General features: G+C 41.8%; 8 protein-coding genes, 1 pseudogene and 2 riboswitches. All 9 genes and pseudogenes read left to right on the top strand.

Annotation, left to right across the window (positions count from 1 at the left end; all coding sequences use genetic code 11):
- The first annotated feature begins 12 nt into the window (after positions 1-12).
- The 9 genes and pseudogenes from I4V84_RS00340 to I4V84_RS00300 all read left to right on the top strand — a co-directional run bounded on the left by I4V84_RS00340 (position 13) and on the right by I4V84_RS00300 (position 15,898).
- Complete coding sequence (locus tag I4V84_RS00340) at positions 13-1,437, top strand: alpha-L-fucosidase (RefSeq protein ID WP_195379709.1); 1,425 nt, start codon at positions 13-15, stop codon at positions 1,435-1,437.
- Positions 1,438-1,580: 143 nt separating this feature from the next.
- Positions 1,581-1,770, top strand: a pseudogene (locus I4V84_RS00335) (recombinase TnpX); the annotation flags it as partial.
- Between the two features lie 471 nt (positions 1,771-2,241).
- Positions 2,242-2,688, top strand: a complete 447-nt coding sequence (locus I4V84_RS19745; RefSeq protein WP_237925831.1) for a hypothetical protein — start codon at positions 2,242-2,244, stop codon at positions 2,686-2,688.
- A gap of 123 nt (positions 2,689-2,811) precedes the next feature.
- Entirely contained in the window at positions 2,812-4,419 is a 1,608-nt protein-coding gene (locus I4V84_RS00325; RefSeq protein ID WP_173717294.1) for a DNA mismatch repair protein MutS, read from the top strand.
- A gap of 193 nt (positions 4,420-4,612) precedes the next feature.
- Positions 4,613-4,688: riboswitch (cyclic di-GMP riboswitch) on the top strand.
- A gap of 126 nt (positions 4,689-4,814) precedes the next feature.
- Entirely contained in the window at positions 4,815-5,630 is an 816-nt protein-coding gene (locus I4V84_RS00320) for a transporter substrate-binding domain-containing protein (protein WP_195379707.1), read from the top strand.
- Entirely contained in the window at positions 5,614-7,818 is a 2,205-nt protein-coding gene (locus I4V84_RS00315; protein ID WP_195991012.1) for an ATP-binding protein, read from the top strand. Before I4V84_RS00320 ends, I4V84_RS00315 begins: the two co-directional genes overlap by 17 nt.
- On the top strand, positions 7,796-9,646 hold the full coding sequence (locus tag I4V84_RS00310) for an ABC transporter substrate-binding protein (RefSeq protein WP_173717291.1): 1,851 nt from the start codon (positions 7,796-7,798) through the stop codon (positions 9,644-9,646). Before I4V84_RS00315 ends, I4V84_RS00310 begins: the two co-directional genes overlap by 23 nt.
- Positions 9,647-9,651: 5 nt before the next feature.
- Positions 9,652-12,603: a response regulator gene (locus tag I4V84_RS00305; RefSeq protein ID WP_173717290.1), complete on the top strand. Its 2,952-nt coding sequence runs from the start codon at positions 9,652-9,654 to the stop codon at positions 12,601-12,603.
- Between the two features lie 151 nt (positions 12,604-12,754).
- A riboswitch (cyclic di-GMP riboswitch) is annotated at positions 12,755-12,830 on the top strand.
- Between the two features lie 200 nt (positions 12,831-13,030).
- Positions 13,031-15,898 (top strand): transporter substrate-binding domain-containing protein, encoded by a 2,868-nt coding sequence (locus I4V84_RS00300; RefSeq protein ID WP_195991011.1) that lies wholly within the window; start codon positions 13,031-13,033, stop codon positions 15,896-15,898.
- Positions 15,899-16,018 lie beyond the last annotated feature (120 nt).

The raw sequence follows: 16,018 nt of genomic DNA, 5'->3' as shown, positions 1-16,018 counted from the left end.
AGGAGAAATCATATGCCAACTGATCAGGAATTAATAAAAATAGTTCCCTCCTGCCGCCAGATTGCCTATCAGGCAACAGAGTTTTATGCGTTTTTTCATTTTGGAATGAATACGTATACCAATCGGGAATGGGGAGATGGAACGGAAAATCCACAAATTTTTAATCCTACAGAGTTTGACGCAGACCAGTGGGTGACTGCAGCACAAAATGCCGGCATGAAAGGCGTAATTCTTACCTGTAAGCACCATGACGGCTTCTGCCTGTGGCCTACCAGATATACCAGTCACAGCGTTGCAGCAAGCCCGTGGAAAAATGGCAGGGGAGATGTGGTCCGGGAAGTGTCCGAAGCATGCCGCCGCCATGGACTGAAATTTGGAATTTATCTTTCTCCATGGGATCGAAACCAGCCCTGCTATGGAATGGGAAAAGAGTATGACGATTACTACCTGTCCCAGCTTACAGAGCTTCTTACCAGATACGGGGAAATCTTCAGTGTCTGGCTGGATGGTGCATGTGGGGAAGGACCTAATGGGAAAAAACAGGTCTACGACTGGAATCGCTATTACGAATGTGTTCGAAAATATCAGCCAGACGCATGTATCTGTGTCTGCGGGCCAGATATCCGATGGTGTGGAAATGAAGCTGGCGATGTAAGAAAATCTGAGTGGAGTGTTGTTCCTGCGCGTACAGCACTTGCAGAGAGTGTACAGGAAAGAAGCCAGCAGACCGATGATGAGGAATTCAGAATGCGCCGGATTACCAGTGATATGGAAGATCTTGGAAGCAGAAAAGCGCTTGAAGGTGAAACGGATCTGATCTGGTATCCGGCAGAAGTAAATACTTCTATAAGACCTGGATGGTTTTATCATCCAGAAGAAGATGATCAGGTGAAAAGTCTGGAAGAGCTGGTTCATATCTATATTGGGGCTGTTGGAGGAAATGCAACCTTTTTGTTAAACATTCCACCTATGCCAAACGGACTTCTTCATAAAAATGATGTTAAACGTCTGGAAGAATTTGGAAACTGGAAAAAGAAATCTTTTGCTCATAATTTAATGAGTACAGCACATGTTTTTTCGGAAAATGAAGATCCGGCGCATCCGGCTTCTAATTTGACAGAGGATACTTTGGAAGCATGGTATCAGCCTGAAAGCAGTGAGCTGCCAGTAGAGATAACGATTTGCCTGGACGACTCATACAATTTGGGGTATCTGGTATTAAAAGAGGCTGTCTGCTATAGCCAGAGAGTAGAAAAATATGAGGTATTTGTTAAAGAAGGGGAAATATGGAACAGTATTTACACAGGAACGGTAATTGGCTATCAGAAGATCATTCCTGTTAAGGGGAAAAAAGCCAGGGAAATGAAAATTGTTTTACATGATTTCCGTGTACTTCCGCTTCTAACGTTTATTGGGATTTATCCGGAAAATACCTGAGCGGTTAAGTATTGTTTTATATTATTTCATAAATTAAATAAATAATTATTTATAAAAATACCCTTTAGGAGTAGAAATCATCCTAAAGGGTATTTTCCTCTTAAGCGATATACAGGGGAGGGGTGGTAGTTTCTACCTTAAGAGGGAAGCATGTGGCAAGTACAATACCGTATGGTTATCTTAAAGATAAGGATGATTCGAATATATGGGTCAGTGATGAAGAAGCGGCAGCAGTTGTACAGAGAATCTTCCACAGTAGCAGGGATTCTGAAGAAAAGAGAGTATCTTGGTCATACAGTAAACTTCAAAACCAGAAAGCATTTTAAGGAGAGGTAAAGCCGTCTATCTGGTAAAAACTTGCACAGAATGTAGCAAAGATTCAAAGAGAAGAGGCTAACCTGCTTTTGGGGGATATTGAATCATGGAAATGTCAGAGATGATTGCAGCAATGCAGGAGAAAATCAACCGGATGCTGGTTACAGAAGCAAGCCGACAGGAAATATGACAGGAGTGATTTGAAAGTAAATTGAAATGGAAATATGACGGAGAGTGTGATATGATTTCAAGGTAGAAGGACCTGCACAAGGTGGATTACACTCATATGAATTTACGGCTGATACGGAATAAAGAAAACAGGTATAAAAGGATTTTTTTCAGAAAGATTGTTATTATTTTGCCATATCCAGCAGAACAACGTGCATGGCATTGTCCGCATTGTAAAAAGTATTGATGTGGATGGAAGCTGAAGAGCAATTATAAAGTTTTACGACTTGTAGAATATGAAAATGCTGTAAGGAGAAAGAGATGGAATGGTTTGGGATTGTAGCATTGTTGCTGCTACTTTGTTATTCAGCGTATCCGGGAAAAGTAAAGCGTTTGGAAACGAAAGTAAAACGATTGGAGAAAAAGCAGAGAGGAGTGGCATATATGTCAAAGCTGATTAATGATCTTGTAGGAAAACAATGTATTATCAGATCAGAGTTCATTTTTAGTTTTGCGGAAAAAACTGAATTATCCTGCAAGATTATAGATGCAGATGATGAATGGATAAAAATTTGTTATACAGAGAAAAAAGATAAGTTTGCCTTTTTGCCCCAGCCAATGGCCGCACCTTCCCTTTTGAAAAAAGAGATCGTACAGATTCCATTAAAAGATGAAATTCCGGAGCGCCAGATCTGCCTGGTGTATGACAGCCAGCATCCTATGGGAGCTGCGGCAAGAGAACTAAAAAATACAATTCTATTGAATTGATTACATAAAAGAGGTGAAAGCGGAATGAATCCATATGTATCAGTAATCTTGACAATAGCAGTATGCCTTTTGCTATTTGTTTTATGGATTATATATGAAAATTATAAAAATAAAAAGCGTATCTTGACTAAAATTCGAAGAAACTGGGGGAAGCCGTATACCAGACAATATGAGCCTGGTGACATTGAGCAGATTTCCCATTATTTTAGACGAAGAGAAAAAGAAGGTTTCGCAATAGATGATATTACCTGGAATGATCTGGATATGGATCGCCTTTATAAGATGGTAAATCAGACGATTTCTTCTCCTGGGGAAGATGTGCTTTATGATATGATGCGAAGACCTGTATTTTCTCAGGCTGAAATAGACAAAAGAGATGAGTTGATAGATTTTTTTTCCCAACATGAAAAAGAACGGGAGCATATGCAGCTGCTCCTGTCGCAGATTGGAAAAACGAGATTAGGTTCTTTGTCGGATACGGTATTGGCTCTTAAAAGTTCTTCTGAGGTAAAAACAGGAATCCATTGGTTTATGTTGATACTGCTGGTGTTGAATGTTGCAGTGCTTTTACCTGTGAAGCCAGTAGTTGGCTTTTTTTGCTTCATAGTCTTAATGATAACAAATATTACAATTTATTATGCAGGCAATGACCGAAAATTAATTGAAGCTTACCTGGATTGTTATGCACACTTGCTTCGAATGTTATCTGTTGCAGAAAAAATAAAGAATGTGCAATGGTCAGAAACAAGAAAGCAGATGTCTGCTATTGCAGAAGCCAGAGCGGTGTTTAAGGGTCTTAACCGGAAAGCAATTTTTTTGACCAGTAAAAATACAGATGGAGGAGATCCGGCACAGATTCTTATGGACTATATCAGAATGCTGACTCATATAGACATTCTGGTTTATAACGGTCTTTTGAAAAAAATTCAGGACAAAACGGACTCTATTTTGAAGCTTATTGATAATATTGGAGAACTGGATGCGTGTATTTCCATTGCATCTTTTCGGGAACTTCTTACGCTTTGGTGCAAACCTGAGTTTAAAAGCTGGGAAAGTGGTGTCACGCAGATTGAAATGGCTGTAGAAGATCTGTATCACCCACTGCTTCAGGAGGCAGTTGCCAATAGCTTTCAAGTAGCCGGAGGAACTTTGGTAACCGGTTCTAACGCATCCGGAAAATCTACATTCCTAAAAAATGTTGCAATGAACAGTATTCTTGCCCAGACGCTTGTTACCTGTACTTGTTCATCCTACCAGGCACCGTTTTTGAAAGTTATGACATCTATGGCATTGCGGGATGATATAGAGAGTGGAGAGAGCTATTTTATTGTAGAAATCAAGTCGCTGAAACGAATATTGGAAGAAAGTAAGAAAAGGGAGCCACTTTTATGTATTATTGATGAAGTGCTTCGAGGTACAAATACGGTTGAGAGGATTGCTGCTTCATCCAGAATTTTAAATGCACTTCGGCAAAAATGGGTGCTGCCTTTTGCAGCTACTCATGACATAGAACTGTCGTACATTTTGGATTCCCAGTATGAAAACTATCATTTTGAGGAAGACGTACAGGAAAAAGAGGTGGTATTTTCCTATATCCTGAAAAAGGGAAGAGCCACATCCCGAAATGCGATTCAGCTTTTGGATATGTTAGGTTATGACAAGGAAATTGTAGAGGATGCACGAAATGCGGCATTTAATTTTGAAAATAAAGGAATCTGGGATGCCTTATAAATGCAGCAGATCATGTCTGGAAACAGTAATGTCAATGCTGCGTGGACTTCGGAAGAAGGAGAACAGTTCGAGTATATGTATCGGCTGTTCTTTTTTTAAATTTTTAAGTGTTAAAGCGGTGAGGTTTTTCTTGTGTAAAGTAGAGCAATGGAGTATAATAAAATAGGTTTTTGCATAATTTTAAAAGCTATAATAAGAAAATCGGCAAAACAGACGAAAGTCTGTGACGCAAAGCTACAGGGCCTGTAAAATGGCAGCCAGTTGCATGAACTGAGGTGCACTGTCTGTGAGACAGTGTTTTTTTACGGTGTTATTTCATAGACGTAACAATAATAATTTTATGGCAGGGAATCAGATATGAAAAATACGAGAAGGATAGTTAGGATAGACAGAAAATGAAAGGAAAAAAAGTGATTGCAGGCATTCTGCTTGCGGGAATTTTAGCAGTCACCCTGGCAGGGTGTAAAAACACAGATAACACGAAAGAAGAAACAGAAAAGCCCGTTATTACCCTCGGCAGTGACAGCTATCCGCCATACAATTATCTGAACGAGGATGGCGTACCGACGGGCATAGATGTAGAACTGGCTACAGAAGCTTTCAAAAGAATGGGATATCAGGTGGAGGTTGCCCAGATCAACTGGGAGAAGAAAAAAGAACTGGTGGAGAGCGGAGAGATTGACTGTATCATGGGTTGTTTTTCCATGGAAGGGCGTCTTGATGGTTACCGCTGGGCGGGACCATATATAGCAAGCCGTCAGGTGGTCGCTGTAAATGAGAATAGTGATATTTATAAACTGAGTGACCTGGAGGGAAAGAACCTGGCTGTCCAGTCCACAACCAAACCGGAAGGCATTTTTCTGGACCGGACAGATGATAGAATCCCAAAACTGGCAAATCTGATCAGTCTCGGACACCGGGAGTTGATTTATACATTTCTGGGAAAAGGATATGTAGATGCAGTCGCCGCACATGAGGAATCTGTTGTCCAGTATATGAAGGATTATGACGCAAGCTTTCGTATCCTGGAAGAGCCTCTGATGATCACTGGAATAGGTGTCGCTTTTGCAAAAGATGATGACAGAGGAATCTGTGAGCAGATGAGCCAGACGCTGGAAGAAATGCGTCAGGATGGCACATCCCTGAAAATTATTGGAAAATATCTGGATGATCCCCAGAAATATCTGGAGGTGGATGATCTTGGATATTAAGAGGAAGACAAAAGAAAAACGGATCCAGCTGATTGGAGGTCTGTTTGGAATCTGTGTGGCTGTAGGTTCACTGTTTTATTTTTTCCATGCAGAAAAAACGGAAGCCGAGAAAAGAATGGTAGAGATTGTAAATTATGTCAAAGTGCAGTGTTCCACCTACACCCATTATAATGAATCTTCGGAATCCAAAAGCCTCCTCCGTGCCATTGAAAGTGCCAGACAGATGAGTACAAATATTAAAATGGAGACAGAAAACGGCGGGCAGCTAAGCCGGGAGTTCCTGAAAGAAAACCTGCAGACTCTCTGGGTGGATGGTATCATTGTACTGGATACAGAGGGAAAGACGGACTGCGAATACAGTACGGATGAGTCTCTGACCGATGAGATTACGGAGTATCTGCAAAAAGACATTATCATGGATTTTACCGGATATGAAGAAAGATCTTATTCAGAACGGTTTGCCAGGGAAGACGGATCCTATATTGATATTGCAGCTTGTGCCAGAAAAGATGCACCGGGTATTGTGGCAATCTACTATTACACACCTCCTGAATTTGCCAGAAACTATACACTGACGATACAAGGGCTTTTAAATGGTTATAGTATCCAGAAAGATGGAACGATTATTGTTGCAGACGAGGGGATTGTTGTTGCCAGCAATGATCAGAGCCTGTTGGGGCAGAATACGGCTGACAACGAAGTTGTTCAGGCAATGAAGAGGCATACAGACAGTCAGCACATTTATCATTTGAAGAATGAAGGAACAGGATGCTACGGAATCATGCTGAAGCAGAGGGATTACTATATTTATGCATATCTTCCGGATACAGAAGTGTTCCATAATCTTCCATTAAGTGTGATAAGTGTTATTTTTCTTTATTTTCTGATGTTCAGTATATTCTGGTTCTGGACATACAGAACCAATCTGGCACACCGAAAACAGGAACAGGAAAAAGATGAAAAATATAAAGAAGAACTTCTGATAGCAGCAAAAAAGGCAGAAGCAGCCAATGAGGCAAAAACAGAGTTTCTACAGCGAATGAGCCATGATATCCGGACTCCGATCAATGGAATCTGCGGCATGGTACATATGGCAGACTATTATGCAGATGATATGGAAAAGCAGACGGAATACAGAACAAAGGTGAAAGAAGCATCTAACCTGCTGCTGGAACTGGTAAATGAAATTCTGGATATGAGTAAGCTGGAGTCAGGCGAAATCGTTCTGGAAGAGATTCCATTTAATCTGAGCAGTATTTCAAGGGAAGTACTTTCTGTAATCGAGCAGATGGCTGCAGAACAGAATATCAGGATCGTGTGGGAGAAAAAAGAAATCACACACCGGGATTTTATTGGAAGTCCGGGGTATGTGAAACGGGTGATGATGAATATCCTGTCCAATGCGGTGAAATATAACAGAGAAAACGGACATATCTATATCAGCTGCATGGAAATCCCAGCCGGACAGCCAGGAATGACCACAATGGAATTTGTCTGCCGGGATACCGGAATCGGAATGACTGAGGAGTTCCAAAAACATATTTTTGAACCATTTGCACAGGAACACACAGGAAGCCGCACAAAATTTGCCGGAACAGGACTTGGGATGCCGATTGCAAAGAATCTGGTCGAGAAAATGGGCGGAGCCATTACCTTTGAAAGTGAAGAAGGAACAGGAACTACATTTGTGATCCGGGTTCCGTTCAAAATAGATATGAATGCGGATAAACGTGAAAAACAGAAGGATGTATCAGAAAAATCTATAAAGGGGCTGCATATTCTTCTGGCAGAAGATAATGAGCTGAACATGGAAATTGCAGAATTTATGCTCCAGAATGAAGGTGCTGAGGTGACGAAAGCATGGAATGGACAGGAAGCTGTTGAGCTATTCAGAAAAAGTAAACCTGGTGAATTTGATGTCATTCTTATGGACATTATGATGCCAGTTATGAATGGTTATGAAGCTACAAAGAAAATCCGTTCTCTGGACAGAGAGGATGCAAAGATGATTCCGATCATTGCAATGACAGCAAATGCATTCACGGAGGACAGACTGAGAGCTAAAGAAGCAGGAATGGATGAACATATAGCAAAGCCTGTTGATGGAAAATTATTAATAAATATAATTTATAAACTAATGAAACACAGTTTCAGGGGGAGTCATAATGAAAAAGAAAAAACGGAGTAAGTTACTTGCTGTACTTCTGGTGATGGCGACAGGCACATCACTTTTGTCAGGCTGCGGCAGAAAAATTGCAGAAAAAGAAGATGCAGAAACCATCACAGTGTATTTATGGAGCACCAGCCTGTATGATAAATATGCACCATACATCCAGGAACAGCTTCCGGATATCAATGTTGAATTTGTAGTCGGCAATAATGATCTGGATTTTTATAAATTTCTTGATGAAAACGGTGGATTGCCGGATATTATTACCTGCTGCCGGTTTTCCCTGCATGACGCAAGTCCGCTGAATGACAGTCTGATGGATCTTTCCACAACCAATGAGGCAGGTGCTGTCTATGATACCTACCTCAGCAGTTTTATGAACGAGGATGGCAGCGTAAACTGGCTTCCCGTGTGTGCAGATGCCCACGGTTTTGTAGTGAACAAGGACCTTTTTGAAAAGTATGAAATTCCGCTGCCAACCGATTATGAAAGCTTTGTCTCTGCCTGCCAGGCATTTGACGAGGTGGGAATCCGTGGCTTTACTGCAGACTATTATTACGATTATACCTGTATGGAAACACTGCAGGGTCTGTCTGCATCAGAATTGTCTTCTGTAGACGGACGCAAGTGGCGCACCACCTACAGTGACCCGGATAATACAAAGAGAGAAGGTCTGGATGATACCGTCTGGCCGGAGGCTTTTGAACGCATGGAACAGTTTATCCAGGATACCGGGCTGAACCAGGACGATCTGGATATGAATTATGATGATATAATTGAGATGTACCAAAGTGGTAAGCTTGCCATGTACTTCAGCAGCTCAGCTGGTGTAAAAATGTTACAGGATCAGGGCATTAACACAACATTTTTGCCATTCTTTCAGGAGAATGGCGAAAAGTGGCTGATGACGACCCCATATTTTCAGGTGGCATTAAACCGTGACCTGACACAGGACGAGACGCGCCGGAAGAAAGCAATGAAGGTACTGAATACAATGCTTTCAGAGGATGCACAGAACCGGATCATTAGTGATGGACAGGATCTGTTAAGCTACAGCCAGGATGTGGATCTTAAGCTTACGGAATATCTGAAGGATGTGAAACCTGTGATCGAGGAAAACCACATGTATATCCGCATTGCGTCAAATGACTTTTTCTCCGTTTCCAAGGATGTGGTTTCGAAGATGATTTCAGGAGAATACGATGCAGAGCAGGCCTATCAGTCATTTAATTCCCAGCTTCTTGCGGAAGAATCTGCTTCAGAGAATATCGTGCTGGATTCACAGAAATCCTATTCCAACCGTTTTCATAGCAGTGGGGGAAATGCGGCTTATTCGGTTATGGCAAACACTCTGCGTGGTATTTATGGGACGGATGTGCTAATCGCAACCGGAAACAGCTTTACGGGAAACGTGCTGAAAGCTGGATATACAGAAAAAATGGCAAGAGACATGATCATGCCAAACAGTCTTTCGGCATATAGCTGCAGGATAAGCGGGGCAGAACTGACAGAACTGGTCAGAAACTTTGTAGAAGGCTATCAGGGAGGTTTCATTCCCTTTAACCGTGGCTCTCTGCCTGTGGTCAGCGGCATTTCCGTGGAAGTCAAAGAAACGGATGATGGCTATACATTGAGTAAAGTTACAAAAGACGGAAAAAAAGTTCAGGACAAGGATACATTCACGGTAACCTGCCTTGCGATACCAAAACACATGGAAGCCTATCCCACAGATGAGAATATTGCGTTTGAGGGAGAAGACACCTTTGTGAAAGATACCTGGACAGGATATATTTCAGATGGTGATGCCATTCTTGCAGAACCTGAAGACTACGTGACTCTGAGGTGAGAAGAATGGATATTAAGAAGCATAACAAAGGCAGAGAAAAGACTGTTAGGAGAAAACGATTCCGGATCGCTGTCTTTACAGCTGTTTTACTGGGAATTGTTCTGATGGTTTTCCGATATTTTGACTTTGTGTCGAAAACTATTTATGAGGAAAGTGTTTCCCATCTGACGGAGGTTTTTCATCAGTCTGATAATATGTTAAGGGAATTGACAGATAAGAACCTGACTTATCTCCATATTTGGGGTGAGAATCTGCAGAATACCTCAAGCGAAGATGAAATCCGTAATTATATAAAGAATGCGCAGGAAGATGCCGGATTTTTGGATTTCTTTTTTCTGTCAGCCGACGGGAACTATAAGATGGTGACAGGGGAAACCGGGTACCTTGGATTACAGGAAAATATTGAAGAGGACATCCGGCAGGGAAATGATGTGATATCAAATGCAGCAGTTCCGGGAAAATCCCAGTTGCTTGTTTTTGCCACTCCCAAGGCTCATGGAAACTATCAGGGATTTGAATATGATGCCATCGCCATTGCTTATGAAAACTCTAATATCGTAGATGTACTGGATATTTCTGCTTTCAATGGAAATGCACAGAGTTTTATTGTTCATCCGGATGGCCGTGTTGTGATCGATCATTCTTCTGAGTTATGGGGGAATGTATATAATTTCTTCGGTGTTCTGAGAGAGCATTCTGATATGTCTGAAAAAGAGGTCAATGAGCTTTCGGAGAAGTTTAAAGCAGGACATACTGGTGCGATGCTGGTAAATCTGGATGGAAGGAACTATTATCTGGTCTATGAAAAATCAGATATTCAGGACTGGGTATTTCTGGGACTTGTACAGGCAGATATTGTCAATGCCAGTATGAACAGCCTGCAGAGCAGTACAATGCTTCTTGTTGGTGCGGTCGTGTTCTGTATTGCTGCTTTTCTTATCAGTCTTATTATTCAAAAAAGCAGGACAAATCTCAGAAGAAAGGATACGGAGATCCGGTACCGGGATGAGCTGTTTCAAAAGCTTTCAATGAACGTGGATGATGTCTTTCTGATGCTGGATGCAAAAACATATCAGGCAGATTACGTCAGCCCAAATGCGGAAAATCTGCTGGGTATTACGGTAGAACAGATTCGTAGAGATATTCGTGTTCTGGGAAAATTGCATCCGGCGGAACATGAAGATCCGGAGAAAAATTATCTGGAAGAAATCAAGGTTCATGAACAGCGAGAATGGGATTTTGAATATGTTCATCAGAAAACAGGGGAAAAACGCTGGTTCCATAATATTGCAATGGGTAGTGAGGTAAATGGAAAAAAGAAATACATCCTGGTTCTGTCGGACCGTACCTCGGACTGGAAAATGAACCAGGCACTTTCTGAGGCAGTCCGTGCGGCGGAGACAGCAAACAGGGCCAAGAGTACCTTCCTTTCCAACATGTCTCACGATATCCGGACACCAATGAATGCGATCATCGGCTTTACCACACTGGCTGTAAGCAATATTGATGATAAAAACAAGGTTCGGGATTATCTGGGAAAGATCCTTTCCTCCAGTAACCATCTGCTTTCCCTGATCAATGATATCCTGGATATGAGCCGGATTGAGAGCGGAAAGATCCATCTGGAAGAAACGGAGGTCAGTCTGTCGGATGTGCTTCATGATCTGAAGACGATCATCAGCGGGCAGATCCATGCGAAACAGCTGGAGCTTTATATGGATGCCATGGATGTGACAAATGAGGATGTCTATTGTGATAAGACACGACTGAATCAGGTGCTGCTGAATCTTTTGTCCAATGCGATCAAGTTTACTCCTGCTGGCGGAACCGTTTCTGTCCGGCTGAAACAGTATCCGGGTCTCCAAAGAGGCAGTGAACTGTACGAGATCCGGGTGAAGGATAACGGAATCGGTATGAGTCAGGAATTTGTACAGAAGATCTTTTCTCCTTTTGAGAGGGAGCGGACTTCCACTGTAAGCAGGACTCAGGGTACAGGACTTGGTATGGCCATCACCAAGAATATTGTGGATATGATGGGCGGCACCATTGAGGTCCGGACAGAGCAGGGGAAAGGTACCGAATTTATCGTCCGACTGCCATTCCGGACTCAGCCTGAGCACCAACGTATAGAGAAGATCATAGAGCTGGAAGGTCTTAAGGCTCTGGTTGTAGATGACGATTTTAATACCTGTGACAGCGTGACAAAAATACTTGTGAGGGTTGGAATGCGTTCGGAATGGACACTTTCCGGTAAGGAGGCTGTTCTGCGTGCACGACAGTCTATGGAGCTTGGGGATGCCTTCCATGCTTATATCATCGACTGGCGACTGCCGGATATGAATGGTATTGAGGTCACCAGACAGATCCGCAGTCTTGGTGACGATACACCGATCATTATTCTGACTGCTTATGACTGGTCAGACATCGAAGTGGAAGCCAGGGCTGCAGGAGTAACTGCATTCTGTGCGAAACCTCTGTTTATGTCCGATATCAGAGATACCCTGATGACTGCCATTGGCCAGAATCAGGCTGAGCAGGAGAAGCCTGTTCTTCCGGCGGCATGCTCAGATTTCAGAGGCAGATGTATACTGCTTGTGGAAGACAATGAGCTGAACAGTGAAATTGCGGTGGAGATCCTTAATGAATATGGCTTCCTGGTGGATACTGCAGAAAATGGGGCAGAGGCAGTAGAGAAGGTCAAGAGGTCGAAACCGGGCGGTTATGATTTGGTGCTGATGGATGTGCAGATGCCGGTAATGAACGGATATGAGGCCACGAAGCAGATCCGTGCCCTTAGGGATCCGGCACTGGCAGGAATCACCATCCTTGCCATGACGGCCAATGCTTTTGACGAGGACAGAAAGAAAGCGTTGGAATGCGGTATGAATGGATTCTTATCCAAGCCAATCGTTATAGAGGAATTGATCAGTACATTACAAAATAATCTGACAGATTAGTAATAAAAACCTGCTAAGAAGTTCGGTTAACAACTTTTTAGCAGGTTTTCAAATTATTTTTAAGCGTTAAAGCGGTGAGGTTTTTCTTGTGTAAAGTGGAGCAAGGGAGTATAATAAAATCAGTTTTTTTGTATAATTTTAAATGCTCTAATATGGAAATCGGCAAAACAGATGAAAGTCTGCGACGCAAAGCTACAGGGCCTGTAAAATGGCAGCCAGTTGCATGAAATGAGATGCGCTGCCTGTTTGGCAGCGTTTTTATCACCCGGGGCATTGCAGAGATGATGGAAATTACACAGCAGCAGTACACAGCAACAGGGATGAATGCACATATTGCAAAACCGATTGATATAAAAACAATACTTGCTGTTTTTGACCTGGTGTTTGGAACATCATAAAACACAAACGGATGAAGGAAATAAAAAATATGGATAAAAGTAGAAAAAAATCAGCCGTACTATTTGCATGTATATTTGTGGTCCTGGGAATGTGGATGATGTTATCGGTACACTGCCAGGCTGCTGAAACGAATAATGATGAAAAACAGCCACAGACCATCCGTGTCGGCTCATTTGAGGATACCTTTAATTATGTCGATAAAAACGGTGTCAGACGAGGTTATGGCTACGAGCTCATGCAGGCTCTGGCAGGTTATACCGGATGGAAATTTGAGTATGTGAAATGTGACTGGTCCAACTGTTTTGATAAGCTTGAAAATGGTGAGATTGATATCATGGGCGATATTTCTTACACCGATGAACGTGCACAGAAGATGCTTTTCCCGGATGAACCCATGGGTGAGGAAAAATATATCCTTTATGCTGATTTATCGGATACGGATATTGGGACGTCTGATTTCAAGTCTATGGATGGGAAACGTGTAGGTGTGCTCATGGGGACTGAGCCTGAAATCATGCTGACAGAATGGGAAAATAAGAATGGCATACATACAAAACATGTAAATGTGAATAGTGATGATGATGTCGAAAAGAAATTAGCGAATCATGAAATCGATTGTTTTGTATCTCTGGAGGAATCCATCTGGTCTGAACAGGGAATATCATCCGTTACCACGATTGGTAAATCCGGCATATATTTTGTAATAAATAAAGAGCGCAGCGATATCAAGACAGAGTTGGACTGGGCTATGCGTCAGCTGGATCAGGATAGTCCTTTTTTCAAGGCGGATCTGTATAAAAAGTATTTTACGCTTGATTATTGTCAAAGTCTTACAGGCGGAGAAAAGTCCTGGTTGGAAGAACATGATGGGATCCGGATCGGATTTCTGAGTAATGATGCGGCAGTATTTTCCCTGGACGAAGAGACTGGAAAACTTACCGGTATGCTGGCAGAATATTTCTCTTATGCCAAAGACTGTCTGGGAAATCAGATACTGGAATTTAATATACAGGAATATGATGAATATGATGAAATGCTTCAGGCTTTACAAGAACGAGAGATTGACATGATTTTTTATGCTGGCAGGAATCCATATTTTGCAGAAAAAAACGGATATACACTTACAAACACAGCCTGGACCTACAGCCTGATGGCGGTAACAGATGAGGAAAAATTTGATGAGAATAAGGTGTATACTGTAGCTGTGCCCAGGGAAAAATATGCCTTAAAACAGCATATTGCATTCAGTTATCCCCAATGGAAGCTTATAGATTGTGATTCGCTTGACGATGCAGCAGATATGGTCATTCATGAAAAAGCAGACTGTTTCCTCATGGGCGCAAGTCAGGCACTAATATATGATAACAGTCAAAATTTCAAGAGTATTCCACTTACAAAAACAATGGAGGCATGCTTTGCAGTTAGAAGTGGAGAGGGAACCCTCTTATCAATATTGAATAAAACCTTAAAGGCTATGCCGTCTGACATGCTTACAAGTGCACTTGCTATTTATGACAGTACAGCAGATAAGGTAACATTTTTGGATTTTGTAAAAGACAATATGCTTGCTTTTTTTGCTACGGCAGGATTTTTTGTACTCACTATCATTAGTATTATCCTCGTACTTTTACGGAAGGCAAGGAAAGCAGAAGCTGTCGCAAAGCTTGCTGCAAATGATACACAAAAGCTTAATGACAAGTTGGAAATCGCTCTGAAAAAAGCAGAAGAAGCTAATCTGGCAAAGACTCGTTTCCTTAACAATATGTCACATGACATCCGTACTCCTATGAATGCAATTCTGGGCTATGCACAGCTTATGGAGAATGAACTGAAAGGAAAGGATTTGCCTGAAACTTCAGAACATTTAAAAAAACTTCAGCAGTCAGGAAACCTTCTTCTGTCAATCATAAATAATGTACTTGATATGGCTCGGATTGAGAGCGGAAGGATGGAAATTGATGAGAACTATGGACGGATTGAGGATATCCGGCAGACTCTGTTTGAAATATTTGAGGATGAAGCAAAGAAAAAGAATCTTGCTCTTCATTACACAATAAATGTAGAACATGAAAATATACTGACAGATACTACCAAGGTAAAAGAAATATTTGTCAACATCCTGAGTAATGCCATAAAATATACTCCAGCCGGTGGTTCTGTTATGGTAGATATAGATGAATTACCCTGCGAGGAGCCTGGGTACATGATTGTAAGGACCAGGGTGAGCGATACCGGAATTGGTATGAGCCAGGATTATCTGTCAAAAATTTTCGAAGCATTCACTCGTGAACGAAACACCACGAAGAGCAAAATCACAGGAAGCGGACTTGGAATGTCAATCGTAAAGAAATATGTTGATCTGCTCGGTGGAACAATCGATGTGGAGAGTGAGCTTGGAAAGGGCAGCACTTTTACTGTAACACTGAAACACAGGATAGCGGATGAAAGCTATTATGTAAAAAAACATGCTGAAAATCCAGAATCCTGCAGTGAAATACTTGAGGGAAGGAATATCCTTTTGGCAGAGGACAATGATCTGAATGCAGAGATTGCAGAAGCAATACTTGAGCGTGCAGGTCTTAAAACAGAACGTGTGGAGGATGGTATCCAGTGTGTAAACAGGATAATGCAAATGCCGGTTGGAACATATGATGTGATCCTCATGGATATCCAGATGCCTAAAATGGACGGTTATAAGGCAACACAGGAAATCAGAAATTTACCAGATAAGGACAAGGCGTGTATACCAATCATTGCAATGACAGCAAATGCATTTGAGGAAGATAAGCGGGAGGCTATTGCAGCCGGAATGAATGAACATATAGCAAAGCCAGTCCAGGCTGATAAGCTGCTGTCAATATTATCAGAAGTAATAAGGCAGCAGGAAAAATATTAATTGCATGTTATACTAATGGAGTGCCACTCTGGAAAATTGCATAGGACTTTTTTCTTTAAAGAGCGCTTTAACAATTTAATCTTTGAAAGTACCACGATATAAGAATGGGGAGGATTCCCT

Source organism: Ruminococcus sp. 1001713B170207_170306_F1, from assembly GCF_015668065.1.
Lineage (GTDB): Bacteria > Bacillota > Clostridia > Lachnospirales > Lachnospiraceae > Blautia_A > Blautia_A faecis.
Note: the sequence above shows the minus strand (reverse complement) of the source record. Positions and strands in the feature narration are given on the sequence as shown.